This is a genomic window from Burkholderia sp. 572, assembly GCF_040545135.1.
In the GTDB taxonomy this organism is placed as follows: Bacteria; Pseudomonadota; Gammaproteobacteria; order Burkholderiales; family Burkholderiaceae; genus Burkholderia; species Burkholderia cepacia.
Genome location: NZ_JBEPLH010000031.1, coordinates 55,788 through 81,275, shown reverse-complemented (window position 1 = coordinate 81,275; position 25,488 = coordinate 55,788). Strand labels below are relative to the sequence as shown.

Annotated in this window: 21 protein-coding genes and 2 pseudogenes; 4 read left to right on the top strand and 19 right to left on the bottom strand. The window is 63.6% G+C overall.

Going from position 1 to position 25,488, the window contains the following annotated elements:
* Window positions 1-96: 96 nt before the first annotated feature.
* Window positions 97-780, top strand: a pseudogene (locus ABIC51_RS36530) (IS256-like element ISBcen18 family transposase); the annotation flags it as partial.
* Window positions 781-788: 8 nt separating this feature from the next.
* On the opposite strand, the gene ABIC51_RS36525 reads toward ABIC51_RS36530, so the two are convergent.
* Genes ABIC51_RS36525 through ABIC51_RS36515 form a run of 3 tightly spaced genes read right to left on the bottom strand, consistent with a single transcriptional unit; the run spans window position 789 to window position 3,656 of the window.
* Window positions 789-1,808: a DEAD/DEAH box helicase gene (locus tag ABIC51_RS36525; protein WP_275934565.1), complete on the bottom strand. Its 1,020-nt coding sequence runs from the start codon at window positions 1,806-1,808 to the stop codon at window positions 789-791.
* A 27-nt stretch (window positions 1,809-1,835) separates the two neighbouring features.
* Window positions 1,836-2,942 carry an XRE family transcriptional regulator gene (locus tag ABIC51_RS36520; protein WP_275905695.1) on the bottom strand — a complete coding sequence of 369 codons (1,107 nt, stop codon included), beginning with the start codon at window positions 2,940-2,942 and terminating at the stop codon, window positions 1,836-1,838.
* 9 nt (window positions 2,943-2,951) lie between these two features.
* Window positions 2,952-3,656, bottom strand: a complete 705-nt coding sequence (locus ABIC51_RS36515) for a hypothetical protein (protein WP_275905694.1) — start codon at window positions 3,654-3,656, stop codon at window positions 2,952-2,954.
* Between the two features lie 380 nt (window positions 3,657-4,036).
* On the opposite strand from ABIC51_RS36515, the gene ABIC51_RS36510 reads away from it, so the two are divergent.
* Window positions 4,037-5,815 (top strand): site-specific integrase, encoded by a 1,779-nt coding sequence (locus tag ABIC51_RS36510; RefSeq protein ID WP_275905693.1) that lies wholly within the window; start codon window positions 4,037-4,039, stop codon window positions 5,813-5,815.
* 88 nt (window positions 5,816-5,903) lie between these two features.
* On the opposite strand, the gene ABIC51_RS36505 is transcribed toward ABIC51_RS36510, so the two are convergent.
* From ABIC51_RS36505 to ABIC51_RS36455, 11 genes and pseudogenes are all read right to left on the bottom strand, one after another.
* Window positions 5,904-6,131 carry a hypothetical protein gene (locus ABIC51_RS36505; protein ID WP_175977027.1) on the bottom strand — a complete coding sequence of 76 codons (228 nt, stop codon included), beginning with the start codon at window positions 6,129-6,131 and terminating at the stop codon, window positions 5,904-5,906.
* A gap of 37 nt (window positions 6,132-6,168) precedes the next feature.
* Complete coding sequence (gene scpA / locus ABIC51_RS36500; protein WP_275934566.1) at window positions 6,169-8,310, bottom strand: methylmalonyl-CoA mutase; 2,142 nt, start codon at window positions 8,308-8,310, stop codon at window positions 6,169-6,171.
* Window positions 8,307-9,140, bottom strand: a complete 834-nt coding sequence (locus ABIC51_RS36495) for a Pnap_2097 family protein (RefSeq protein WP_275905691.1) — start codon at window positions 9,138-9,140, stop codon at window positions 8,307-8,309. Before ABIC51_RS36495 ends, scpA begins: the two co-directional genes overlap by 4 nt.
* A 5-nt stretch (window positions 9,141-9,145) precedes the next feature.
* On the bottom strand, window positions 9,146-10,447 hold the full coding sequence (locus ABIC51_RS36490; protein ID WP_275905690.1) for an MSMEG_0569 family flavin-dependent oxidoreductase: 1,302 nt from the start codon (window positions 10,445-10,447) through the stop codon (window positions 9,146-9,148).
* Window positions 10,448-10,503: 56 nt separating this feature from the next.
* Entirely contained in the window at window positions 10,504-10,788 is a 285-nt protein-coding gene (locus ABIC51_RS36485; RefSeq protein ID WP_109343170.1) for an MSMEG_0570 family nitrogen starvation response protein, read from the bottom strand.
* Window positions 10,789-10,797: 9 nt separating this feature from the next.
* Window positions 10,798-11,980: pseudogene (locus tag ABIC51_RS36480) on the bottom strand (MSMEG_0565 family glycosyltransferase).
* On the bottom strand, window positions 11,977-12,963 hold the full coding sequence (locus tag ABIC51_RS36475) for a sll0787 family AIR synthase-like protein (protein ID WP_275905688.1): 987 nt from the start codon (window positions 12,961-12,963) through the stop codon (window positions 11,977-11,979). Before ABIC51_RS36475 ends, ABIC51_RS36480 begins: the two are co-directional and overlap by 4 nt.
* Entirely contained in the window at window positions 12,960-13,520 is a 561-nt protein-coding gene (locus ABIC51_RS36470; RefSeq protein WP_059708430.1) for an MSMEG_0567/Sll0786 family nitrogen starvation N-acetyltransferase, read from the bottom strand. The genes ABIC51_RS36475 and ABIC51_RS36470 overlap by 4 nt, the downstream gene beginning before the upstream one ends.
* 2 nt (window positions 13,521-13,522) lie before the next feature.
* Window positions 13,523-14,593, bottom strand: a complete 1,071-nt coding sequence (locus tag ABIC51_RS36465; RefSeq protein ID WP_175977071.1) for an MSMEG_0568 family radical SAM protein — start codon at window positions 14,591-14,593, stop codon at window positions 13,523-13,525.
* Complete coding sequence (locus ABIC51_RS36460; protein WP_175838252.1) at window positions 14,586-15,608, bottom strand: Nit6803 family nitrilase; 1,023 nt, start codon at window positions 15,606-15,608, stop codon at window positions 14,586-14,588. Before ABIC51_RS36460 ends, ABIC51_RS36465 begins: the two co-directional genes overlap by 8 nt.
* Before the next feature lie 19 nt (window positions 15,609-15,627).
* The gene (locus ABIC51_RS36455; protein WP_275934567.1) at window positions 15,628-16,110 is read right to left on the bottom strand and encodes an MSMEG_0572/Sll0783 family nitrogen starvation response protein; all 483 of its coding nucleotides are present in this window, start codon (window positions 16,108-16,110) and stop codon (window positions 15,628-15,630) included.
* 381 nt (window positions 16,111-16,491) lie between these two features.
* On the opposite strand from ABIC51_RS36455, the gene ABIC51_RS36450 reads away from it, so the two are divergent.
* Entirely contained in the window at window positions 16,492-17,883 is a 1,392-nt protein-coding gene (locus tag ABIC51_RS36450; RefSeq protein WP_275905687.1) for an aminotransferase-like domain-containing protein, read from the top strand.
* A 140-nt stretch (window positions 17,884-18,023) separates the two neighbouring features.
* Here ABIC51_RS36450 and ltrA read toward each other — a convergent pair whose 3' ends face one another.
* Both ltrA and ABIC51_RS36440 read right to left on the bottom strand, forming a co-directional pair.
* Window positions 18,024-19,199 (bottom strand): group II intron reverse transcriptase/maturase, encoded by a 1,176-nt coding sequence (gene ltrA / locus ABIC51_RS36445; protein ID WP_502916281.1) that lies wholly within the window; start codon window positions 19,197-19,199, stop codon window positions 18,024-18,026.
* A 666-nt stretch (window positions 19,200-19,865) separates the two neighbouring features.
* The gene (locus ABIC51_RS36440; RefSeq protein ID WP_244140610.1) at window positions 19,866-20,924 is read right to left on the bottom strand and encodes a porin; all 1,059 of its coding nucleotides are present in this window, start codon (window positions 20,922-20,924) and stop codon (window positions 19,866-19,868) included.
* 456 nt (window positions 20,925-21,380) lie between these two features.
* On the opposite strand from ABIC51_RS36440, the gene ABIC51_RS36435 reads away from it, so the two are divergent.
* On the top strand, window positions 21,381-22,118 hold the full coding sequence (locus tag ABIC51_RS36435; protein ID WP_275905686.1) for a helix-turn-helix transcriptional regulator: 738 nt from the start codon (window positions 21,381-21,383) through the stop codon (window positions 22,116-22,118).
* Between the two features lie 63 nt (window positions 22,119-22,181).
* Here ABIC51_RS36435 and ABIC51_RS36430 read toward each other — a convergent pair whose 3' ends face one another.
* From ABIC51_RS36430 to ABIC51_RS36420, 3 genes are read right to left on the bottom strand one after another with little or no spacing between them, the layout of a single operon-like run.
* Complete coding sequence (locus ABIC51_RS36430) at window positions 22,182-22,865, bottom strand: ABC transporter ATP-binding protein (RefSeq protein ID WP_105798094.1); 684 nt, start codon at window positions 22,863-22,865, stop codon at window positions 22,182-22,184.
* A 20-nt stretch (window positions 22,866-22,885) separates the two neighbouring features.
* Window positions 22,886-24,661, bottom strand: a complete 1,776-nt coding sequence (locus tag ABIC51_RS36425; RefSeq protein ID WP_275905685.1) for a branched-chain amino acid ABC transporter ATP-binding protein/permease — start codon at window positions 24,659-24,661, stop codon at window positions 22,886-22,888.
* Window positions 24,639-25,484, bottom strand: coding sequence for a branched-chain amino acid ABC transporter permease (locus ABIC51_RS36420; RefSeq protein WP_089437823.1), 846 nt, complete (start codon window positions 25,482-25,484; stop codon window positions 24,639-24,641). The genes ABIC51_RS36425 and ABIC51_RS36420 overlap by 23 nt, the downstream gene beginning before the upstream one ends.
* Between the last annotated feature and the right edge of the window lie 4 nt (window positions 25,485-25,488).

Sequence of the window (25,488 nt, the reverse complement as noted above, 5' to 3'; positions counted from 1 at the left end):
ATCGACAGGACGGCGCCGCTACCGCGGCGCCGTCAGATAAAAAACTGGGGAAAATTACTTCGACGAAAATGGGGAGTATCTATCCGACGCTGACAGGTCAGCAACAAGGCCGTCTATCTGGCCTTGGGCATCCAGGCCGATGGCCAGCGCGATGTGCTGGGCCTCTGGATCGAGCAGACCGAGGGCGCCAAGTTCTGGCTCAAGGTGTTCAACGAACTGAAGACGCGCGGCTGCCAGGACATCCTGATCGCCGTGGTCGATGGCCTGAAGGGGCTAACCGAAGCCATCAGCGCGGCCTATCCGCGGACCACCGTTCAGACCTGCATCGTGCATCTGATCCGCAACAGCCTCGAATACGCCAGCTACAAGGACCGCAAGGTACTCGCCACGGCGCTGCGCCCGATCTACGCGGCTGCCAGCGAAGAGGCAGCAAGGCAAGCGCTGCAAGACTTCGCCGATGGACCTTGGGGCGCGAAGTATCCGACGATCGTGCAGTCGTGGCAACGCGCGTGGGAGCACGTCGTGCCGTTCTACGTGTTCCCGCCGGAGATTCGACGGGTCGTCTATACGACAAACGCCATCGAGAGTCTGAACATGCAACTGCGCAAGATCATCAAGACGCGCGGCCACTTCCCGAATGATGAGGCCGCGATCAAACTGCTCTGGCTGGCGTTGCGCAACGTGCTGGCCAAGACCGTGCGGGCAGCGTTCGACTGGAAATCAGCAATGAACCAGTTTGCTATCCTGTTCGGTGAACGATTCACCCAGGCGCGTGGATAACGCGTTGTTCAACCGCCTCGCCCACAAAAATGCGGACAGGTTCGCGCAGCGATTTTCAGTTTGGGGAAGTCATAGCCTTCGCCGAACATGTCGACACAGACAATTCCCTGGATGTCTCCACTCACCAAACGGCGCTCGCAATCGTCTTGCGTGCGTTTGCTGACCTTGCTATCGATGGCCTCAACATTGACGCCCAGTCTCTTGTACAGCGGTACCAGCGCACGCGCAGCACTGATGGTCGCCGCCCGCACAAATAGCCGATGGTCGTAGCCCGCTTCAATGTCCGCCCGAAGTTGCCGCACCGCAAGTTCGGCAATCACCTGATCCACGTGCTCGTCGTCGAGCGCGTCCTCGACCGGAGCAGCGAGGAACGAGATCGGTTGAAACGCACCTTCCTCGAGTGCCCTCATCACCGGATATCGGTACGCTAATCTGCCCGGAATGACTCGTCCATCCCGTCGAAATGGTGTCGCAGTTAAAAATACAAAACGCGCGGACCGATAATGATCAAGATATGCTGCCCACGTGTCCGCCGGTGCATGATGAGCTTCATCGAAAACGACCAGGTCGAAAAGGTTTGGTGCCGCACCAGGCGCAACTGCCGGCGATGAACTCGCGGGGGTAGATACCACCACGTCAAACTCCTCAAATGCACGCCAAGCGTCCGCATTTTCGGGCTTGCCCTCGAGCCGATGCACAGCTGGATTCGGCAAATTGGAGTCAATGACCTTGATACGTCGGAGTGTCGACAGCTCCCGAAAATGGGAAGAGACTTGCCGACGAAGCGCATCCGAGGGCTCCACCACCAGGACACGCTTCGCTCCGAGCAACATGGGAAGGGCCATCATCACGGAAGTTTTGCCGTACCCTGTTGGCAGACACACGATAGCTGGGTCATCGTGGACAGAGATATGCGCAAGCACCGCGTGCAATGCGCCGACCTGCCCTGGGCGAAATCCCTCGTTCGGAATTTCGCCTTGCACCGCCAAATTCAATGCTCCGCGATTCTCCGGAAAGTAGTCTGCCATGGCGCTGTACTCGAATCTATTTATTACTTACACCAGTCGGAGCTTGGGCGGTTGTTGCTTGAGCACTTCAGCAGGGACATCACTCGAGAGCACCGACAAGCGCGTCAGCTTAAAGGTTAGTGCATTGATCTCGTCAACACTGACGCACAAGCTTTTCGCGATCTCACCTCGCCCTAACTTGTGACTCCGCAGGACGTCCAATACTTTGGACAGCAACTGTGAGCCTTCGCGCTCCATTGGTTCCGGCTCATTTGTACGGTAACCGTGCTTGGCTATTTCAATGCACAGATTGCGATAGTTCCATTCAGTGATCTGACCTACCGTGTTATAGCGGTAAGCAAGCGCGATCAATGAGACGCCCCAATAGTGCTTCAGCTTCATCAGATACTTGATACTGAATACCGGAGGCCGGTTAGCAACAATGCTCTCCCTCGGCATAAGAAATGCAGCGGCGAATGCGTCCGCCTGGCGCTCCATTTCCAGGCCACGCGCCTCCCCATGTTGCAAGCTATAGACATCGCGGACCAAGTGCCCGAGTTCATGGGCTGCATCAAATCGACTGCGTTCGGCAGACTTCATCGTGTTGAGGAAGACGAATGGCCTGCCGTCATGCCATGTACAGAAGGCGTCCACCTCGCGCGCTTCTTCAGCCAGAGAAAAAATGCGGACCCCCTTGGACTCCAGCAGGTGAATCATGTTCGGGATGGGGGCATTACCCAGTCCCCACATGCGGCGCAAGGTGGCTGCGGCCTCCTCGGGCCCAAGGTCACTAAGATCGGGCAGATCGGCTGAGGGGAGATTGAACCGCTCTTCCATCCACTCGTTGACCTTGAACGCAATCGCGCCCGCACTGAGTGCGCAGTTCTTCATGGCCTCAGTCATCCTTGAGAGTGAGCGAAAACTCGCCGCATGCTCGCCGATGACCGGCATGCGTTCTTCAATGCAAAAAAACTGCTGAGGAAAGTTCAGTAGTTTCCCCATTTTTTCCAGAGTCTCGGCGTCAGGAGTCGAAGTCCCAGTTTCGTAGTTCTGGATGCTTCGGCTTGTGACGCCAAGTTCTTTGGCCAATTGCGCCTTTGTCAGGCGTCTTCTAACCCGGGCAAACGTGATTTGCGAAGGGTTGACTTCTACCATGATGATTAATCAAAAAGTACCTGATTTGGGTTCGACGTCGACGGTGGCAGGTGCATTCGGCGTATCCTCGCGAATTTCGAAATCCGTCGCGCTATTGGGAATGCTTCCCAGAATCAGCCGCTCGCCCCACTCGGTAATCTTTCTCTTGCCAAAGCCGATAGGGTACGAAAGTTCGAACCGCACTTCGTTCAACGTCTTGTCGTAGTGGTACAGAAAGGCCCAGACCTGTGTTTCCTTCTGCCTCGCTTTCGCGAATTTAAATGCGTCTTGATTGAACAATTCCATCTGGCGATTGGAATGCACAAAACCTTGAACCACCACGCCTTTTTCAGCCTGGTTTGTGGGATCCTCAAAGCCCTCCTTGCCCGTTTCGCTGTTACCTGTCATTACCACAATGGAAACGGACTGATCCGGCGCACTGATGAACGGGCAGTTCTTTTCGTTGTGGATACGCCACTGCCTTTCACTCAGCAGAGTGCGCAGCACCTCAACCGTCTTCAGCCACTGCTGCACACCTGCAGCAGTAACCGCGGATGCGCGCGTCGTATCGTTGCGGGCACCAAGCCCACCTTGAATAGCGTTGTACAGGAGGCTGACGGCTAGGTCAGCCGACAGCTCCTGCAGCCGTGCTTCCACGAGCGCCGGTTCGGTCACTGTCTTGGCCCGGGGCGCAAAGGCGTTCGAGTATGCCAATTTGAACTTGGATTTGGACACGCTGGCTCCTTGTCAGAGTTTCCGGAAAGTGTACCTCAAGTCGAGGCTGGAAAAGCGGAAATTTTCGCCAACGGAAAGAGGCCCCACGGGGGCGTGGTCTTAAGCCAGAAGGCCGCAAGGCGCGAACAATCCTGGCGAGCGCAAACAGGGCGCACGGGGCCCCGTTGCGGGATCGTGACCCAAGACGCTCGATGATCAGTCAACCGCCCGCGCGCAGAGCAACGCCCCCGCTTCCCAGCGTCGAGGGTCGCCATCAATACGGCACAAGGCGCCGCAGCCCGTCTCGGCTCAGCTCTGTCCGTGATGCCGGTTGAAACAATCGTGCGTTTGCGATAAATACTCTTATCGCATGCAGTCCGCACGCGACCTAAACTGGTTGCATGCGTACTGCTTCGATCTCCTCCGCAGGGTCGGACGACGGAAATTTCGCTGGGACAACCCTGCCCGATCTCGCGTCGCTGGCCGCCCTGCGCGCGTGGCACGCCGGGCTCACGGCCCGCGCCGCCGTCACGCGCTATCTGCCGCACCGCAAGGCCGATGGTCAGTCGTCGCGCGGGATCCTCGGTCGCATCCGCCGCCAGCTGGTCGCGTGCGCGAGAGCCCGCCAGCGCGACGACCTGGTTGCACTGTTCACGCACCCGGCCGCGGACCGCACCCGCCATGCGGCGCAGCTCGTCGTCGCACTCGACGTGCTGCGCACCACGCCCATTCCCACGCCGCAGCCAGTCGACGCCGTGGAACGGTGGTTGCCGCCGCGCATCGCGCGCGCCCTCGTCGCGGCCGGCATTGACTCGCTCGCCGATCTGCTGACACGCAGGACCCTCCGCAAAGGCTGGTGGCAGAACATTCCGGGACTGGGGCGCCAAGGCGCACAAACCATCGAGGCCGTCTTCACGGCCTACCCCGATCTGATCCGTCGAGCCGCCGGGCTAATGCCTTACGAGACTGCAGAAGTGCGATTGATCCCGCTGTGGTCACTGGAATCCCTCCCCGCAGCCCTCGATGGCTCGCAGGGTCGCTTCCGGGCCCCGCGTGACACCTGTGGCCTCAGCGCGACCAACGACTACCAGGCGATCGAGACATGGCTGGCACTGCACGAATCGGCGCACACCGCCCGCGCCTACCGGCGCGAGGCCGAGCGGCTGCTGCTGTGGGCGATCGTGGAACGGCGCGTCCCACTTTCATCGCTCACCACCGACGACGCGATCGCCTATCGCACCTTCCTGCGCCATCCGACGCCCGCCGCGCGCTGGACCGGGCCGCCGTGCCCACGCGCCATGCCCGCCTGGCGACCGTTCGCCGGGCGCCTGACGACACGGTCAGCGGCCTATGCGCTGGCGGTCCTGCGCGCCCTCTTCGGGTGGCTCGTTGGCCAGCACTATGTCGTGCTCAATCCGTTTGCGGGCGTGACGGTGCGTGGTGGTGCAACACACGCGCCGTTCGATACCGGACGGGCACTGACCGGCCGCGAGTGGAAAATTGTGCGGGCCGCAGCCAACCAACTCGAGCGGACCGGCTGGACCAGATCGGCTGCGGAGCGGCTGCGGTTTGTGCTGGACTTCGGCTATGCGACTGGGCTGCGCGCACAGGAACTGGTGGCCGCAACGTTGGGCGACATCACGGCGGACGCCCGTGGCGCGTTATGGCTGGAGATAATGGGCAAAGGGGCGAAATCGGGGCGCGTGGCCCTGCCGCCACTCGCGCGAGACGCGCTGCGGCGCGCGCTGAAAGCGCGAGGTCTGCCGGTCATGCGCACCCGCTGGCAGCCGGCCACTCCGTTGGTGGCCTCCCTCAACGCGGAGCAGCGCGTAGGACGCCATGGCGGGAGCGGCATCAGTGCGGTGCGGTTGCGGCAGGTGCTGGGTGAGTTTTTTCGGGAGGCTGCCGAGCGCGTGAATCCACGCCATCCGGCGCTCGCCGAGAAGTTGCGGCACGCCAGCCCCCACTGGCTGCGTCATACGCACGCCACCCACGCACTGGACGCCGGCGTGGAACTGGTCATCGTGCGTGACAACTTGCGCCACGCGTCGGTGGCAACCACGTCGACCTATCTCCATGGGGAAGAGGTGAAACGCGCGCACCAAATCGCCGCAGCCTTCCGGCGTCCGCCGCGTGGATCGCGCCGTCAGAACCTTCCGCCGTCCGGCACGCGGCTGTGACGTATCAATCCAAAAAATGTCAGATACAATTATGTCAAATACGATATTTCGGTCCGAATTCGCACCATCCCAACATAACTATTATCGTTTATTTAGGGTCGGAGGAAATATTTCGGCTTCGCACCGACCGCGCAGGGTTGCGGCGCGGCACATCCGGCATGTCCGGCGCGACCCTCGTCGCGTTCTCGCGGATGGCGAGCGGCTCGTCGAAGCGGAAATCAATCTGCTGTTCGTGCTCGATGCCGGCCAAGGCGTGCGTGTGGCAGACGACGTCGCCGTGATCGCATGACGCGACGCCAACCATCCGTTCGTTCAATGCGACCTCTGTCGCACGAACGGCCGCCCGACCCGCATCAGCTCGCGCCGTCCGCCGGGCGTGCACACCGAGCCTGCTCGATACATGCGCACAGCGCTTGTGCGATCGCGTGGAGCGGTGTGCCGGGCCCGAAAGTTGCCGCGATGCCCTTCGCCTTCAGATGTCGCGCATCCGCAGCGGGAAAGATTCCGCCCAACACCACCGGAATCTCGGCGCGATGCAAGGCCAGTTCGTCGAGCAGCCCTTCGACGAGCTCGAGGTGGGCGCCCGACAACGACGAAATGCCCACGATGTCGGCACCATATGCGTGCGCGGCTGCCGCCACACATGCCGGTTGCTGAAACAGCGGCAGGCGCAGGACGTCGAATCCGGCATCCTCGAGCGCGGCTGCGACGACGGCCGCACCGCGGTCGTGTCCGTCCTGGCCGAGCTTGGCGATCATGATGCGCGGCCTGCGTCCTACCCGTTTCGCCAGCCGGTCGACGCAGCCCTTCGCCGCCCGCCATGCAGCGTCGTCTCGCCGATGTTCGCCGTAGACGCCCTCGCCGTCCGCTTCCACCGCCACGACATGCCGCGGCCATACCGATTCCAGCGCGCGCGTACACTCCCCGACGGTCGCACGTGCCCGCATGCAGTCGATCGCCAGTGCCAGCAGGTTTCCGGTGCCGTCGCGCGCGGCATCGGCCAGCCGCTGCAACGCCGTCGCAACCCGCGCCGGATCGCGCGCGGCCTTGACGGCTGCGATTCGCCGCGCCTGCCCGGCACGCACATGACGGCCGTCGATCTCGCACACCATGAATTCGCCAGTCGTTTCGTCCGCGACGAAACGGTTCACGCCAACCACGGTCCGGCGCCCCGAATCGACCTGCGCCTGCGTCGCGGCCGCGGCGCGCAGCAAGCGCCGCTTGACCCAGCCGGACTCGATCGCGGTGATTACGCCGCCCTGCGCGTCGATGGCGGCCAGCTCGGCGCGCACGCGTGTCGCGATGCCGTCCGTCAGCGACTCCATCATGTAAGAGCCGGCCCACGGATCGACCGTGTCGCACAGTCCCGTTTCATGCTGCAGAATCAGTTGCGTATTGCGCGCGAGGCGCGCCGCCGCCGCGGAAGGCAGTGCAAGCGCTTCATCGTACGCATTCGTGTGCAGCGACTGCGTACCGCCGAACGCCGCGGCCATCGCCTGCGCCGTCACGCGAACGATGTTGTTTTCCGGCTCCAGTGCCGTCAACGACCAGCCCGACGTCTGGCAATGCATGCGCAGTGCGCACGCCCGGGGCGAACGCGCGCCGCACGCGTGTGCGATCTCCGCCCACAGCAGGCGCGCCGCGCGCAGCTTGGCGATTTCCGTATAGAAATCGCTGCCGACGCCGAAGAAAAAGCTCAACCGAGAGCAGGCTTCATCCGCAGGCATCCCGCGTGCGGCCAGCGTGTCGACGTACGTCCGCGCATTCGACAGCGTCAGCGCGAGTTCGAGCACGGCATCGGCGCCGGCTTCCTGGAAGTGATATCCCGACACCGACAGCGCATTGAAGCGCGGCGCATGCTCGGCCAGCCACAACGCGACGTCGGCGACGATCCGCATCGACGGCGCCGGCCCGAAGATCCACGTATTGCGGACCATGTATTCCTTCAGGATGTCGTTCTGAATCGTCCCGCCGATCCGCTCGGGCGGCACACCCTGCTCCTCGGCGGCCACGACGAACGCCGCCATGATCGGCAGGACCGCGCCGTTCATCGTCATCGACACGGTCGTGCGGTCGAGCGCGATGCCGTCGAACAGCCGCGCCATGTCCTCGACCGTATCGATCGCGACGCCGGCCACGCCGACGTCGGCCCGCGCGTCGGCGCAATCCGAGTCGTAGCCGCGCTGTGTCGCCAGGTCGAATGCCACGGACAGCCCCTGCGCGCCCTGCTCGAGCGCGGTGCGAAACGCGAGATTGGAATCCGCCGCGTCCGCATGCCCCGTGTATTGGCGAATCGTCCATGGGCGATCGGTGTACATCGACGCGTACGGCCCGCGCACATAGGGCCACGCTCCGGGCATGCCGTCGAGATGCGCGACGGCTTCGAGATCGCTGCGCATGTAGAGTTTCCGCAGCGGCACCGCGCGCGCGCCTCGATCGTTCCGCGCGACGCTCTCCACGTCGGTGCCCGGCTCCATGCATGCCGCTTCGTTCATGCCCGGCTCCAGCGCTTTTGCGTGATCACATCGGCAATCTTCGTTCCGTCGCCGTCGCGCACGATTTCGCTCCAGTGCAACAGGCCATCCGCATCGGATCGGGCACGCGCGAAACGCACGGTCAACGAATCGCCGATTTCGAGATTTCCATGAAAGTACAGTTGACGCGCCGCCAACACGGGTGCCTGCTCGAAGCGGTAATGCTGCCATTCCGCGCGGTCGACGAATGCCTGGAAGCTGGCGAAGTAAAGCAGGTCAGCGCCATTGAAATCCATGTTCGGGCACGGCAGGAACGAAACGCTTGCGCCGTCGCCATCCGCGAGGCCGGCGAGCGCCGGCACGATCGACGCATCCCGCACGCGCAACTTCTTCGCACGTTCCGCCATCGCCAGCGCATCGGCCGGGGCCGGTCCGGTGCGGCCGTCGATGCCGGTCATGCGCGCCTTCGCCACCGAGCGGTTGCTGCCGGCGTGTTCGCGCGTCACGAACGTCGACATCATCCGCACGATACCGGCTTCGTCGTCGCCGTGCCGGATCCGCTGCTCGCTGAAATGGCGAATCGGGCCGACCCTGCGAAGCGCGACATGAAGCGCGAACGTGTCGTTCTCGCGAATCGCGTGACGGCGGTTCATGTCGACGTGCACCGCAACGAACGACGCATAGGCACGCCGCCCCTCGTCGTCGAAGAACTCGGGCGCGTCGCGACCGCTATGCGCGGCCAGCGCGTCCCAGTGGCGCTGGCCGCACTCCTTGAGCAGCCAGTTTTCCGCGAGCCCCGTGTGCGCGAGCTGCGGCATGCCGGCGCGATAGCGATGGATGGCGGTATGCATCGGCGTCAGGCGGCCAGGCTGTCGGCCGAGCACCGCGCGGCCGTCATCTCGGCCTGGATCTGGTCGACGATATGGGCCGCATCGCGCGCCACGCCGGAGAATCGCCCCGATCCCCACGTGTATAGCCAGGGCAGCCCGACGAAGTAGAGGCCCGGCACCGGCGTCACGCCGCGCCGGTGCGCGGGATAGCCGCGGCCGTTGAAGACGGGCGCATCCAGCCAGCTGAAATCCGGCGTGAAGCCGATGCACCAGATGATCGATGCGATGCCGCTGGCCGCGAGATCGAGCGCCGTGCGCTCGCCGGCCGGACGCCACACGGGTTCGTAGCGTGTCGCAGGCGGCGCGGCGATCCCGTTCTTCTCGATATGGGCATCGATGCCGGCATTGATCCGGTTGTAGGTCTCGTCGGCGCTGTCGAGCCGCGCCGACAGATCCGCGGAGAACCGCAACTGCCCGCCCGCGACATCCTCCAGCCGGCCGTACAGTTCCATCCCTTCGGCGGCAAAGCGGCGCAGATCGATGTCGCGCCCGCCGTCTCGGCCGGTCACATAGTGGTTGGTGTTGTCGCGCACGCCTTCGCGCAGCGGATGCGCATCGACCGGCATGTCGTAGTACTGCATGTCGGCCAGCCAGTCGACGACGTCCCTGCCCCGATAGAAACGGGCACAGCGCGGCGCATCGCCCACCGCGAGGAACACCTTACGCCCGGCGAGGTGGAGGTCTTCCGCGATCTGCGCACCCGATTGTCCCGATCCGACCACGAGCACCGGCCCGTCCGGCAACGCGGCCGGATTCCGGTATTCCGACGACTGCATCTGCACGATCGATGCAGGAAGCCGCTCGGCCATGCGCGGCACGATCGGCCGATGGTAGCCGCCCGACGCAACGACGACCCGATCCGCCGTGTACGTGCCGCGCGACGTCGCGATGCGATAGCGTCCGTCCGCGTCGCGCGTCACATGCTCGACCGCGGTATGTTCCAGTACCGGCGCATCGACGCTGCGGATGAAGCCGTCGAGATACTCGACGATCTCGTCCTTCGTCATGAAGCCGTGCGGGTCGGCCCCGCGATACGGATAGCCCGGCAACGCACACTGCCAGTTCGGCGTCACCAGACAGAACGCGTCCCAGCGCTGCTTGCGCCACGTGTGCGTCACGGTCTCCTTTTCGAAGACGAGATGATCGATACCTGCCTGCTTCAGGTAGTAGCTGATCGACAGTCCTGCCTGCCCGCCGCCGATGACGGCGACGCCGAGATGGGAATCGATATCCGGGAGGCGGGATGAAACAACGGGTTCGCTTGACATGATGCAGTCCTGAATGTGTGTTGAAGACGACAAGGGCTATCCGCGTGCCGGACGCCCTAAACGAGCTCGATGACGGTCACGGTCGCATCGCGCTGCGGCGCGAATCGTTGCGCGTGCGCTTCGATCCGTGCCAGCTCGTCCATCGCGGCCGAGCACGCGAACCCGTATTTCTCGCGGACGCGATCGGATGCGATACCCAGTGCACGCCGCGCGCGTTCGACGAAGTCGTCGAGCGCGTATTGCGTGTCGGGCGTGAAAAACTCCGACACCACGGTCGAAGGCGAATAGCAATTGGTTTCCGACTGGTCGGGCCAACGGACCCGAAAATGCATGACCGGCATGATGCCTCCTTACTCGGCGGACGATGCTTGCGCACGCTGCGCCAGCCTGTCCTGGTAAATGTCCAGATGCCTGCGCGCACTCGCGTCCCATGTGAAGCGGTTCAACAGTGCGGGAACGGCGTGCGTGAAATCGGGACCACGCCGCCCCGAGAGCGCGTCACGCAGCGCATCGGCGATCGAATCCACGTCGGCGGGGTCGGCCCACACGCACGCGTGCTCGTCCAGATACTCGGTAAACGGTTCGATTTCGGATACGACGACGGGCTTGCCGCACGCGAGCGCCTCGAGCACGACCAGACCGAATCCCTCGCGGATCGACACCATCGACACCACGTCGGCGCAGTGCATCAGCGCGACCAGCGCCGCATCGTCGAGCGGCCCCGTCGGCACGACGGTTTCGTCGACGCCGATCCCCAGCCCGAGCGCGGCGGCGCGCGACGAAGCGGCGCGTGTAGGCGTCGTGATCGAGCAGGCTCGCGCCGCCCGCGATCACGAGCCGTGCATCGGGTATCGTGCCGCGCAACCGGGCGAACGCCTCGAGCAGCGCGATCGAGTTTTTCCGCTGCTCGATCCCGCCGATCGCGAGGACGACCGGCGCGCCGTGCAGGCCGAACCGCCGCCGCACCGCGTGCATGTCCGCCTGGCTCGCGCGAGCGAACCGTGCGAGGTCCACCCCATTGGGCACCACGCTCGCGTCGACCCCGAACGTCTTGCGCATCGTGGCCGCCCACGCGGCGCTCACGCACAGCACCTGGTCCGCCTCGCGCCACGCGCGTTCCTGCCAGCGTTCGAGCCGCGGGTCGTCGAATACGTCGAGGTGGTGCACGGTCCTTACGAATCCCTCTATTTCGCCCGACTGCCTCAGCTCGGCCAGCGCATTGCCCGTGATGCTGTCCTGTGCATGCAGCACGTCGAACCCGCTTGCGTCGTGCTCCAGCAGGGCGTGCTTGATCGCGGCGATTCGCGCGCGCACCATTTCGGCGACGCCACGCGGACGGCCATCGACGCGCGCCAGCACGACGCGGCACGGGACATCGCGGAACATCGCGTCGCCCGGCGCGGCCGGCGCGAACACGGTGACGTCGCGTCCCGCTTCGTGCAGCGCCCTCGCGAGTTCGAGTGCGTGCACGACACCGCCGCGCGGATTGACCGAGTGGGTCAGCAGCGCGATGCGCAACGTATCGCCGCTCATCGCGTACCTCCTTCGACACCGGTGATGAACGGCTCGATCCGGAAATCCCACAGCACCGCCGTTTCGCCCGCCTCTTCGACGACGACCTCGCGCGTGGCGTCGATATCGCCGATCACCGCGCACGCGAGCCCGCGCGCCGCGAAGCGTTCCGCGATCGCGTCGGCATGCGCCGGCCGCACCGCCATCAGGAATCCGTAGCTTGGAAAGGCCGTCAGCCAGCGATCGAAGTCGACGCCGGGAGGCCGCGGGATCGCGTCGAGCGCGATCCGTGCACCGACGCGCGAGCATTCGACGAGCATCAGCGCCGTGCCGAGCACGCCCGCCATCGAGATATCCTTCGCGGCGTCGCACAGCCCGTCTTCCGCCAACATCGGCAGAATCTCGAGATCGCCGCGCAGCCGGTCCGGCGGCGCGCCGACCGACGCATTCCAGAACGGATACGGCTCCTCGAATGCGCCGCGCAGGTCGACCGCCATCATCAGGCGATCGCCCGGCCGCGCGTTGAAGCTCGACAGCAGCGCGCGCGCCCGGCCCAGAATCGACACGGCCAGTTGCCCCTGCGCGCTGCGTGTGTTGCTATGGCCGCCGACGATCGGCACGCCGTACGCCGACGCCGCCGCGGCCATCCCGGCGAGCACCGGCCGCGCGGTGTCGATTCCGTCGCTCCACAATGCGTCGACGACGGCGATCGGCCGCCCACCCATCGCGTAGACGTCGCTGACGTTCGCCATCACGCCGCTGTACCCCGCGAACCACGGCATCGACTCGACGAAATCGCCGACCATGCCCTCGATCGCGAACAGCAGGTAGCCGTCCCCGTCGGGAATCGCCGCGCAGTCGTCACCGAGCGCCACCGCCTGCGCGAGATCCGGTGCGCCGTTCGGCAATGCCGCCGCGAGCGACGCGACCACGCCGGAAATGTCGTGCTTGTGCTGGAAGCCGCGGCTGGCACGCAGCGCCGCGATGCGATCTGCGACACTCATGGCCGGCCCTCCGCACGCAGGACGAAACCCTCGAACGGCGTACCGCACGGCGGATAGTGCGCAAGCTGGGCCTGCATCAGTTGATGGGGGCGGCCAAACAACGTTTCCTCGCCAAGCGCATCCCAGTGAAGCCGACGAAACAGCGGCACGTTCTGCGCTTGCACGTGCGCGACGAAAGTGCCGCAACCTTCGGCATGCGCGCTGCTGACGGCCAGCGCGATCAGCATCGAGCCGATCCTGCCCTGCCGGCGAAACGCCGGATGCACCGCGAGCCGCGACCCCATCCAGGTGCCGGGCACGGTTTCATGAATCCGCACCGTGCCGACCACCTGCTCCGGCAGGCCGGCGCAGCAACTGACCGCGACCAGCAATTGCGCGTGACGATCGATATCGTCGCGATCGTCGCCGACGAAGATCCCCTGCTCGATGCAGAATACGGCCCGGCGCAGCTTGTACGCTTCGTCGATTTCCCACGGAAGCGCGGCCCATTTGATCCGGTATTCGGCCGGCCGGTACGTGTCGCGGCTGTCGGCCAGCCCCATCTCCACGCAGTACATGGTCAGGCCTCGTAGGTGGACAGCGACGAGCAGGCGCCGCACTTTCCGCAGCCGGCCTTGATGTCGGCGGAACGCATGCCGGCGTCGCGCAACATCGCGCCGAGCGGCGCGAGCACCGCGCGCATGAAGTCCGGTGACGGAGCGGGATGGCTCTCCAGCGGCGTGCCGCTGATCGGCACGAACGGCACGACGAACGGATACACGCCCAGGTCGATCAGCTCGCGCGACATGTCCAGAATCGCCGCCTCGCTGTCGCCCAGCCCGGCGAGGATGTAGGTGCTGACCTGCCCGCGGCCGAACACGGCCACGGCCGCGCGGAATGCCGACATATACCGTGACAACGGCACGCTCGCCTTGCCCGGCATGATCCGTTCGCGCACGGCCGGCGTCACGGCTTCCAGATGCATGCCCAGCGTATCGATCCCGCTTGCCTTCATCCGGTCGAACCAGCCGTCGTCGTCGGGCGGCTCGCATTGCGCCTGGATCGGCAGATCGACGGCCGCCTTGATCGCGAACGCGCTTTCGCACAGCACGCGGGCGCCGCGATCCGGCGTCGGTGGCGTGCCGGTCGTCAGGACCATGTGCTTGACGCCGTCGAGCAGCACCGCCGCGCGCGCCACTTCCGCGAGTTGTTCAGGCGTCTTGCGCGCGATCGTCCGGCCGGCGGCCAGCGACTGGCCGATCGAGCAGAATTGGCAGGTCTTGCGCCGGCTCTCGTAGCGAATGCAGGTCTGCAACACCGTGGTCGCCAGCACGTCGGCGCCATGCAGCGTCGCGATGTGCGAATACGGCACGCCCTCCAGCGTCTGCAATGCATAGAAGCGCGGGTTCGACGGGAAGCTGATGCTCGCGATCGGGATGGCGCCGCGCGACAGCAGGCTGACGCCCGCCGCGTCGGGCTCCGCCGCGACGAACGGCGATTCCCACGCGGTGCTCGTGTGCACCGGCACCATGATGGTCACGCCGTCGACCGTCACGGCCTTGTGATCGGACGGCCCGGCGCCGCCGCGCCGGCTCGCTGCCCCAACCCGGGGGTCCGCCAGACGCAGCCCGACCGACTGCAGTTCAGTCATCAATTGCCGGCTCTGCACCGACGGTTTCGCGTTCGCGCTCATGACAGTTTCCCTCGAATTCGCGTGCGGCCGACCCGCCGGTCCCCATCGGGGTCACCGTCGTCGCCGGCCGATCGTTGATGGCAAGGCTCAGCAGTTCCGGGCGCGCATAGTGGCCGACCGAATCCATCATTCGCTTGCGTTTGGTGATCAGCGACATGTCCAGGTCGGCGATCACCATCCCTTCGCCCGAGCGCAACGGCTCGGCCAGATGCTGGCCCTCCGGGGACACGATCGCGGTATTGCAGCCGCCGCGCAGGGCCTTCTGCAGATTCGGATCGCCGGTGATCGATTCGATCTGCGCATCCGTCAGCCAGCCGGTCGCATTGACGACGAAGCAGCCCGCTTCCAGCGCGTGGTGACGGATCGTGACTTCGATCTGCTCCGCGAAGATCGGGCCCACCAGCGAGCCGGGGAACTGGCTGCAATGAATTTCCTCGTGCTGCGTCATCAGCGCATACCGGGCGAGCGGGTTGTAGTGCTCCCAGCAGGCGAGCGCACCGACGCGTCCGACACCGGTCTGCGCAACCTTGAGCCCGGCCGCGTCGCCCTGCCCCCAGATCATCCGCTCGTGAAACGTCGGCGTGATCTTGCGGCGCTTCACCGCGAGGCGTCCGTCGACGTCGAAGATCAGCTGCGTGTTGTACAGGCTGCCGTGGTCGCGCTCGTTCACGCCGAGCACGACCACCATCCCGTGCAGCCGTGCGCGCTCGGCGACTGCATGCGTCACGGGGCCGGGCACCGTCACGGCCTGCTCGTAGAGCCGCATGTGATCGGCGCCAGATGCGACCGGCGCCCGCACGAACGAAAAGTACGGGTAGTACGGTACGAACGTTTCAGGGAAGACGATCAGCTGGACGCCGTTGCCGGCGGCCTCGTCGATCGCCGCGCAGACCTTGTCGAGCGTCCCGCCGGCGCGTTCCAGATCGGGCGCGATCTGGACGGCTGCCGCACGGACGATGCGTTTGTCGGACATGATGGCACCCGTCGCTCGATCAAACGGTCCAGGTGTGGATGATCAGCGCGTTCTCCTTGCGGTGAAGCAGCTGGATATCCAGCACGTCGAGCGGATTGATCGGCCGGATGCCCTCGATCAGCGACGCTTCGCCGTGCCCGTACAGCGCCTGCAGCGCGAAGCGGCACGCGTAGACCTTCCCGCCCTCTTCCATGAACTTGACGAGTTGCTTGTTGACGTTCAGGTGGCCGGGGAACGCTTCGTCGCCGAGCGTCGGAAACCCGCGCTGCAGGCCGAGCGTCACGCCGGGGCCGTAGAGCAGCACCGACGTGTCGAATCCTTTGCGTTGCAGGCGCGTCGCCTGCAGCAGGTTCACGAAGCCGATCGAGCCCTCGAACGCAACCGTATGGAACGTCACGAGCGCCTTCTCGCCCGGTTCCGCCTTGACGTCTTCGAACACTTTTTCCTCGTAATCGACGAGGAAATCTCCCTTCTTGTGCAACGGCTGATTGACTGCGGGCATGGCACGCTCCGTTTGATAATGAGTTCAGTGATATTCCCGAACACTTTCGAGTCCGGGCGATCTCATTAACGCAACGCATATGCCAGTCAGGCACAGACCTGATGCGATCACTCTCCGATCATTCAATCGATAAATGCCGATGCAGCCGGTCCGATCCTTGCGTGACCGAATGCGGTTCGGACAGGAAGTGTCCCGTCCGGGCGACGGCGCGCACCCGTGTGAAGCAACAAGCAAGCATGCGTGCGCATCGAGCGTGCATCCATGCATCAATCCGATACATGATGCGATCAATGCAATCATCTGGCTTCAGAATGGCGATATAGATATTTACGATTAATGCGCCATGCTAACGTTTTGATGAATCATCAAATGGAAACAGGTATGGATTACATAATCCATCATTGGTCGAAGCGACTCCTGGAAAGCAGGAAGCCGGCGTACCTGCTGATCCCCGACCTAATCGAGGAAGACCTGGCGGCGGGCCGGCTGAAACCACGCGACCGCCTACCCGGGCTGCGCGATCTTGCCGGTGCGCTGAACCTGAACTACACGACGGTGGCCCGCGCGTATGCTGAAGCCCGCAGACGCGGCTTGCTCGATACACGGGCAGGCAGCGGAACATTCGTGCGCGGCCCGACGCGAACGATCCAGCTGTCGGGCGGGAGCAGCATCGAGATGTCGATGAACATGCCCCCTGAACCGGCCGAGATGGTCGGCCGGCTGCAGCAATCGGCAGCGGCATTGTTCGCTGCGGCGGATCCTTACCAACTGATGCGCTACCAGGATTTCGGCGGCACACCGGCGGATCGCGCCGCCGGCCGCGCATGGCTGGCCAATCGCCTGCCCGGCTGCAGCAGCGATACCGTGCTCGTTTGCCCGGGAATCCACAGCGCCCTCGTCGCGCTCGTTTCCCGGCTTGCGAGCCGCGGTGATTCGATCTGCCTCGATTCTCTCGCTTACCCCGGCATCAAGGCCATCGCATCGCAACTGGGCGTGCGGTTACAGCCGCTGCCGCGGGACGACGACGGGCCGTTGCCGCATGCCTTCGAATCGCTGTGCCGAAGCGGACAGCCCGCTGCGCTGTACTGCAACCCGACCCTGCAGAACCCGAGCACGCTCACGATACCGTTCCGACGCCGCGAAGCGTTGGCCGATATCGCCACACGCTACAACGTGCCCATCATCGAGGACGATGCGTACGCAATGCTGCCGCAGAGCGCACCGCCACCACTGGCATTGCTGGCCCCTGAACTGACCTACTACGTGACCGGCATGTCGAAGAATCTCGGCGCCGGGCTGCGAATCGCCTACCTGTTGGCACCGACGGTGCGCGAAGCACAGCGTGTCGCGGGTGCATTGCGCGCCACGACCGTGATGCCGAGCCCGTTCACGATGCTGCTGTCCACCCAATGGATCAACGACGGCACGGCGAGCGAGATGCTGGCCGCGATTCGATCGGAGGCGCATGCACGGCAGGCGATCGCGGGCCGGATTCTCGGCGCATGGCCTTTCGATGCCCACCCCGACGGTTTCCATCTCTGGTTGCCGATTCCGCGCGAGTGCCTATGGACCGCACCGGATCTGGCGCAGCATCTGCGGAGTCGAAACGTCGCCGCCGTGGCGAGCGCGGCATTTTCGACGGACGGCGACCCGCCGGCGGCGATCCGTATCTGCCTTGGCGGGCCGCAGGATCGGGAGCAGTGCCGGGACGGCCTGGAACTCGTCGCGGATGCACTGACCGACGCGCATCATCTTTATGGTGCGGCGATGTAGCGGCCGATACCGCGTCGAAGACAAATGGGCGCCCCCACGGTTCGCCATCACGCTCGACCCGCAACGGATCGCGGTAGGAATGCCCATTACTGGACACCCCCCGCACAGATCCCGGCGTGCCCAATTCGGGCACCGGGCTCCTACCTTGAGTGTTTGACGGCGAAACGCCGGTCCGGCCACGGATGAAGGATTCGAGGTTGGGGGAGCCAGGCATCCGCGATCCGCTCGACCCGCGTCCACGTCATGTGATCCTTCTGGCTGCGACGCCGAAGCGCTCGCCGCCAGAGATCCACGACGTGGTAACGGAACGCGCCAAGTGCTCGCGAGTTCGTCGGGACCGCGTGGTACGCAAAGTACCCGCGAACCACCTGCCCGAGCCATTTCCCCTGCACGGGAATCGGTTCGTGCATGCGCCGCCGTAGTTCCTCCTTGATCTGCCTGAGCCTCGCCCGCATGCGATCACTGCGGGTCTTCCGCTGAAGCTGGAAGGCGCCGCGACGCGATTTGCCGCAGATAAAGATGAAGCCCAGGAAGGCGAAGGTCTCCGGCCGGCCAAGGCCGCGGCTTCGGCGGTTGGCCGCCGCATAGCGTCCAAACTCCAGCAGCCTCGTCTTGTCCGGGTGGAGCGCAAGCGCGAACTCCTCCAGCCTCGAACGCATCGCATCCCAGAAGCGCCGCGCGTCAGCTTCATGCTCGAAGCCGACCACGACATCATCCGCGTAGCGCAGGATGATGACGTTGCCTTTGGCTTCACGCCGTCGCCACCGATTGGCCCAGAGGTCAAATACGTAGTGCAGGTACACATTCGCGAACAATGGCGAAGCCACTGATCCCTGTGGGGTACCTGTCTCACTCACGCTCAATACCCCGTCTTCCAGCACGCCCGCCTTGAGCCACTTGCGCACAAGACGGATGATGCGTTGGTCGCCGATCCGGTGCTCAATGAAACGGACCAGCCATTCCTGGCTGACCGAGTCGAAGAAGCTTCGGATATCCGCATCCAATATCCAGTTCACCGGGGTACTGGTGATCGCGGTCGCCAACGCGTCCAGCGCATCGTGCTGACTGCGCCCGAGCCGGAACCCGTACGAGAATCCGAGGAAGTCCCGCTCGTAGATCGCGTTCAGCACCTCGACCACTGCACGCTGGACGATCTTGTCCTCCAGCGCAGCAATCCCCAGCGGGCGCTGTTTGCCGTCCGGCTTCGGTATGTACTGCCGCCGTACGGGCAGTGCCCGATACGCTCCGCTGTGTACTTGCGTATGCAGGCGTTGGAGATGTTCTTCCAGCCCTGCTTCGTAGTACCGCCACGTCACCCCGTCCACCCCGGGAGCCGCATTGCGCTTTAGCGCAAAGAACGACTCCCTAAGGCGATCGATCGTGACGTGGTGCAGCAGCGCGGTGAACCGTTCCTGCTTCCGCTGCCTTGCAGCCTGCCGTACACGGTCCACGGTCCAGTCCCTGTGACACGCTTACCCGGTTCTGCGCCCGGCACGTGTGCGGCTGACCCATGTTCCTCTTGGTCCCCGTCCTTGGCTCCGCCCACTCCGCAGCCGGCTTCCCGGCGTTGTTCGCAGGCTTCCTCGCTACTATGACGGAGTCTGACTTCTCCCGTCCGTTCATCATCGGCTACGGCTCCTCGCCTTCCCGACACGGACCAGCCCGTGTTGCGACTGGCCGGACGAGGGATCTCCCGGTTCCCGCACAAAGAGCGTCCGTGCGTGCCAGGGTCTTCGACCACGCCGGGTCGTCGAGGCGCTCGCGCTTGCGCGCCCCTTCGTGTTGCCTTCCGCGTTCTGAACCGCGTCGGTACCCGGAATAACACAACTATCGCGGCTCAATGGCTGGCCCACACGTTCCCCTACCGACGCTTCGCCGATCACCTCGCGGTGGCCTGCGCACGGCTCGGGGCCGATGTGGTTCGCTACACCTTCATCATGGCGGACTTACACCGCCTACTCCTTGCCGGTCTCCCGGCGCACTCAGAACTTGTGCCGAATGCCAATCCGCGCCGCGGTCTGAAAACTCGTGCTGGAAGGCGATCCGAGCGCTGCTTCGATTTGAGCGCCGTGTGCATGATCATGCGCAAGCGCGCCAACGAAATAAACGTCCGTTCGCTTGGAAATGAAGTAGTCCGCGCCGATGGTCACCTGATTCGCGCTGGCGACCCCATTGTTGCGCTGTTGAAACTGGAACCCGGCGCCGAGCGAAATATCGGGCCTGACAAAGTAAGTCATGCCGCCGTCATAGGTCAGCGCCCGAGCTTGCGTCCCGCTGCTCAGCTGGACATCGGTCACTACACCGAATATCTGCGCTTTCCCGAGGCTGTAGGTTGCACCGCCGGCGTATTCCGTCAAATTCGCGGAAGTCGTCGCGTTGTGCTGCTTGAAATACGACAGCGATGCGGCAAGCCCGCCTTGGCTGTAGTTCAGCAGAAAATTCATCGAACTGTTGGTGCCCAACGAGCCCGCGACATTGCCGAAACCATACATGGCGCCGACACTGAAACCCGACACCGTGGGCGAAAGATACTTCACCGAGTTATTGACGTTATCGCCCCACAGTCGGTTATCGAGCGTATACCCGCCAGCCGCATACGCGGGGATTCCCCACCCGAGGATGCCCGCTGCCGTGTTGCCTGCAATCGAATACGCCCAGAAAATATCGCTGATGAAGTCGTATTGCCGCCCGAGCGTCAGCTTGCCGAAGCGCCCGTCAAGGCCGACGAAGGCTGCGCGATTGAACAACAGCCCGCTCTGTGCCAAGGCCCCGTTGGAAAGTTGGAAGCCGCTTTCGAGCGTGAAGATCGCCTTGAGTCCGCCACCCAGGTCCTCTTTACCCGTCAGCCCCCAGCGATCTCCCTGCGAAGACCCGGACGCAAACTGCACGAGCGCGCCATGTCCGGTGCTCGATGTCGCATTGTTCGTGTACGTAACACCTGCATCCACCAGCCCGTACAGCGTCACTGAGGACTGTGCATGTGCCACGCCGCATCCGACCGCGGCGCATACCACCATGCTTCGCTTGATGACCGTATTCATATCGCTTTCCTAATTTTATGCGTAGCTTTCGTTGACGAAAATGACTGAGGAAAACGTCCCGCTGGAAATGCATCGGAATCGTTTGGCCAATGGGCAGGCGTCTCCGGGTAATTCTCCAGCTTGCCTCGCTACAACGAACAGTCTCAGCACGTCCGCTTCCCACTGCGCATCTACTCTATGGGCAGCGTTTTTTGAGCCCCATCGTTAGAAATATCGACAGGGAAACCTTGGCCTGAGCCCGCGCTCACGACACTCAGAGGTCCGCGCGAGCATCCCTTTCGATCTGCAATAGGCAGTGGACCTGACTGCGGCATGAATACAACGGACGGACAGAGGCAGCGAAGTTCGTTGCTGATCAGGATTTTTTGCGCTGCTATGCTTGGTGTGTAATGCGAACCAGTCTTTCAAGGCTGTCACGCATGCTGTCTCCTGATTCTTCCCACCGATGAGGCACCCTTGAAGCCACAAGTTCACGATCTCACGCTCGACGAACTCCGACTTTTCGGCGACATCATCGGACGGCTCGAAGAGCTCGGACCGGTCGTGGATGTCAGGCGCGTCGTTTTGTCAGACTTGACCCGGCTGCTGCGATCCGATTTCTGCGTCTCCTACAACTGGGATGCCGAAAAAGGAACCTATGTCGACCCGATTGCGGTCAACGTCGATTCGGATCACGTGCGTCGCTACACGAGTTGGTACCAGCACAATGACCCGATGACGGCGCAACTTTGCAAGCTGCGCAGGGCCACGTTGGTGGAGGAAGTGATGGACCGGCCTGCACTGGAGAAAAGCGAGTTCTACAACGAGTTTCTCGCGCAGGACGGTTTGCATCACGGGATCAACGTGTTTGTCTTCGACGGCGAACGCCAGCTCAGCGATCTGAGAATCTGGCGAACGAGGAATCGGCCTGAGTTCGAGATGCGCGACAAACTCGTGCTCGATGCGATCGAACCGTTCCTTTGCCGCGCGATCAAACGTCGGGCAGGCAGCGCAACGGGACTCACGGACCGTGAGAGTGAGATCGCGCAGCTGGTCGCAAAGGGTTGTACCGATCAGGATATCGGCCGTCTTCTCTGCATCAGCCTGTCGACCGTGCGCACCCATTTGCGGCGGATCATGGACAAGAAGGGATTCTCCAACCGCGCGGAGCTTGCTGCCTGCGTCGCCGCGGCCGGAACGACCGCGCCGTCGTGACGATTGAACGGCGCGGTCGACGGCCACGTACGCACGATGCGACGAATCGCCCGATACGGAAGACTAGACTGCCAACACCGCTTCGAGCCGGTCGCGAGACATATCAATCGAGTCGCCCGACAGCACGACCTCTCCATGATCCAGACCGATGAAATGGTCGGCGATCGACGTGAGAAACGTCAGATTCTGCTCGACGACCACGAACGCCGCTCCGTCCGCGATTCGAGACCGGATGACCGACGCCATCCGCTCCAGATTCTCCTGCTGAACACCTTCCGACGGCTCGTCGATCAGCGTGAGAGGCGAACGCTCTGCGATGACCCTGGCGAAGGAAAGTAACTTTTTTTCACCACCGCTCAACTTCCCGGCCGGTTGGAACAAGCGTTCCTTCAGCCGCGGGAAAATCCGGAAGAGATCGTCGTATGCGTCCAGGCTTCGGGTCTTGAATCCGAGTGTCAGGTTGTCCGCGACGCTCAAATTGTCGAAGACGACCCGCTCCTGCGGCGCATAGCTCATCCCCAAACGTCGCCGTTGATGCGACGGCACTTTGCCCACTTCGCTGCCGTTGACGGTGACCGTACCGGACGCGGGCTGGATGATGCCGGCCAAAGCGCGCATGAGCGTCGACTTGCCCACGCCGTTGCGGCCGAATACGCCCAGTACGCTACCTGCGGCCACCTCGCCGCTGATCCCCTTGAGCACCATCGTGTCGCCGTAGCCCGCGACGATCGACGAAAACCTCAGCATGGCTTCTCCCCGGCGCTCGCTCACTTTCTTCCTCCCGAGTAGACGGCCTTGACGTCTTCCGACATCTTGACCTGTGCCAAAGATCCGACCGCGAGGCTTCTGCCCTGATGCAGGACCACCACGTTGTCGGCGATCTTTTCGAGTGCGCTCATGTCGTGCTCGATCACGATGGCCGACGCGTCCAGTTCGCTCACGGTCGACGTGATCGCGTCCATCATGTGACGGGTTTCGTGCGCCGAGAGACCGGCGCACGGTTCGTCGAGCAGCAAAAGACGCGGCTCGGTGATCGCCACCATCGCGAACTCCAGCATCTGGCGCATCCCTTGAGAAAGATCCCCCGCACGAACGGCCATATTCGATTCGAGAAATCCGAATTTTTCGAGTGTGCGAACGCGTTGAAGCGAATTCCAATGCAGCGGCGCTGCGGCCATCATCTCTCGAGGACGGATCCGGTTCGCCCACAGCGCGATCTGAAGATTCTCGTTGACGGACAACTGCGCAAAAACCGACGGAATCTGGAACTTGCGGCCGACGCCCAGTCGGGCGACCTGCCACGCCGGCGAGGACGAAATCTCGGCCCCGCGAAAGTGGATTTCACCGGAACGAACCGGCAAGCGGCCCGTCATTGCGTTGAACGTCGACGTCTTCCCTGCGCCGTTGGGACCAATGAAACAATTGACGCCCCCTGCTCCCACCTCGAGATCAAGCCCGTTGAGAATGTTGACGCCGCCCTGGCTGACTTCCACCTTCCTGAAACTGAGCAGCGTGGATTGAGCCGGTCGCAGGTCGATCGTCGCGATGTCGTGCGCATCGATCCGTTTCTCCGGAATGGGGTTCGCGACGTGCAGACCGGCCATGCGCGCAAGCGCGGCCGCCGCGCCGGCCAGGCCATCGGGAAAGAGCCGCACCACACCGATGAAAATCAGCGCGACCAGCACTTCCCAATAGGTGAACAGGTCACGCCACGTCGCGGCGAGCAGTCCGATCACGACGGCGCCGAGTTGCGCGCCCAATGGACTGCGCTTTCCGCCGACGGCCGCCCAGATGACGAACTGCGCCGACAATGCCACGCCGACCGCCTGCGGACCGACCAGACCCTCGTGCGGCGCATACAGGGCGCCGCCCAAACCCGCGATCGCGCCCGAGAGGCCGAAAGCGGCCGCCTTCAGCTTGTGCGTCGCAAATCCAAAAAACTGGAGGCGATCTTCATTCTCCGAGATCGCTGCCCAGAGCGTCCCGATCGGTCTGCGGTTCAGCCAAGTGATCAGTGCCGTGACCCCGACCGCAGCCGCTGCGATCATGTAATACAGATTTCCATACCGGTCGGTCATCGGCAGATCGGGGATATCGGTGAGCCCGTTGAAACCGCCGGTCACGCTGCTCCATTGATTGGCCAGCAGAAACCCCAACATGCACAACGCGAGAGTAATCAACGAAAAAAACGGCCCGCTGTCGATCCGGCGCGAAAAGACGATGAATCCGATCGCATAGGCCAGCGCCGCCGGCGCCGCTATGGCAAGCGGAAGCAGAATGATCTGCCATTCGCCACCGGCCGCGCCCGCGGAGCGCAATACAAACCCGCTGACATACGCGCCCAGCCCGAAGAACAGACTTTGGCCGAGCGGCAAGAAACCCGAATTCCCCCAGCACAAGGCAACGCTTTGCGTCGCCATTCCATACAGCAACAGCAGCCCGATCTGGTTTGCGCTGTAGTCGCCGGCCCACAGCGGCAAGCTCAGAAGAATCGCCGCCGTGGCAACCTGGAGGGCCGTTTCAACGGCGCGAGACGAGGCCATTTGGGCGACTCCACAAGAAATAGATGGACAGGATCAGAACAGCCGTATAACCCGACGTCTGATCGATGAAACTCGACACCGCGACCTGCGTTCCACCGATGACGAACGTGCCTACCGCGAGACCGAGCAAGCTGCCCAGGCCACCGACGACGAGCACGAAAAACGAATTGAGCAGATAGTCGAGGCCCATGTACGGCTCGACCCGCACGATCGGTGCGAGCAGCACCCCCGCCAGTCCGGCCAGCACCACACCCGTGATGAAAGTGCCGCTGGCCAGTCGCGTCGTGTTGATGCCGGCCGCCTTCGCAAGAAGGGGATTCGCGACCATGCCTCGGATCCGCGCGCCCGTCTGGCTGCGGCTGTACCATGCCGCGAGCCCGGCGAATGCGAGGCCCACCGCGAACATCATCGCGAGTCGGAATGCCGGATACGGCGTGCCCAGGACATCGATCGATGCGCCATCCACACCGGCCACGTCCTGGTAACCCTTTCCGAACAATGCGACCACGCCTTCGCGCAGCAGGATCGAAACGCCCCAGGTTGCGAGCAAGGTATCGAATGGCCGCTGATACAAAGGACGCACCAGCAGGCGTTCGACGATCCATCCGACGGCGGCGCATACGACGATCGCCAAAGGTATGGCAAGCAAGGCAGGTAACCCGAGACGCTGCACGACGACAACCGAGTACGCGCCGAGCATGATGAACTCGCCATGCGCCATGTTCAGCACGCCCAGCAGGCCGAACACGATGGCCAGGCCTATCGTCGTGAGCGCGAGGGCCGCACACGCGTACCCGAGATTGAGAAGATAGGAAAGCAGCATGACG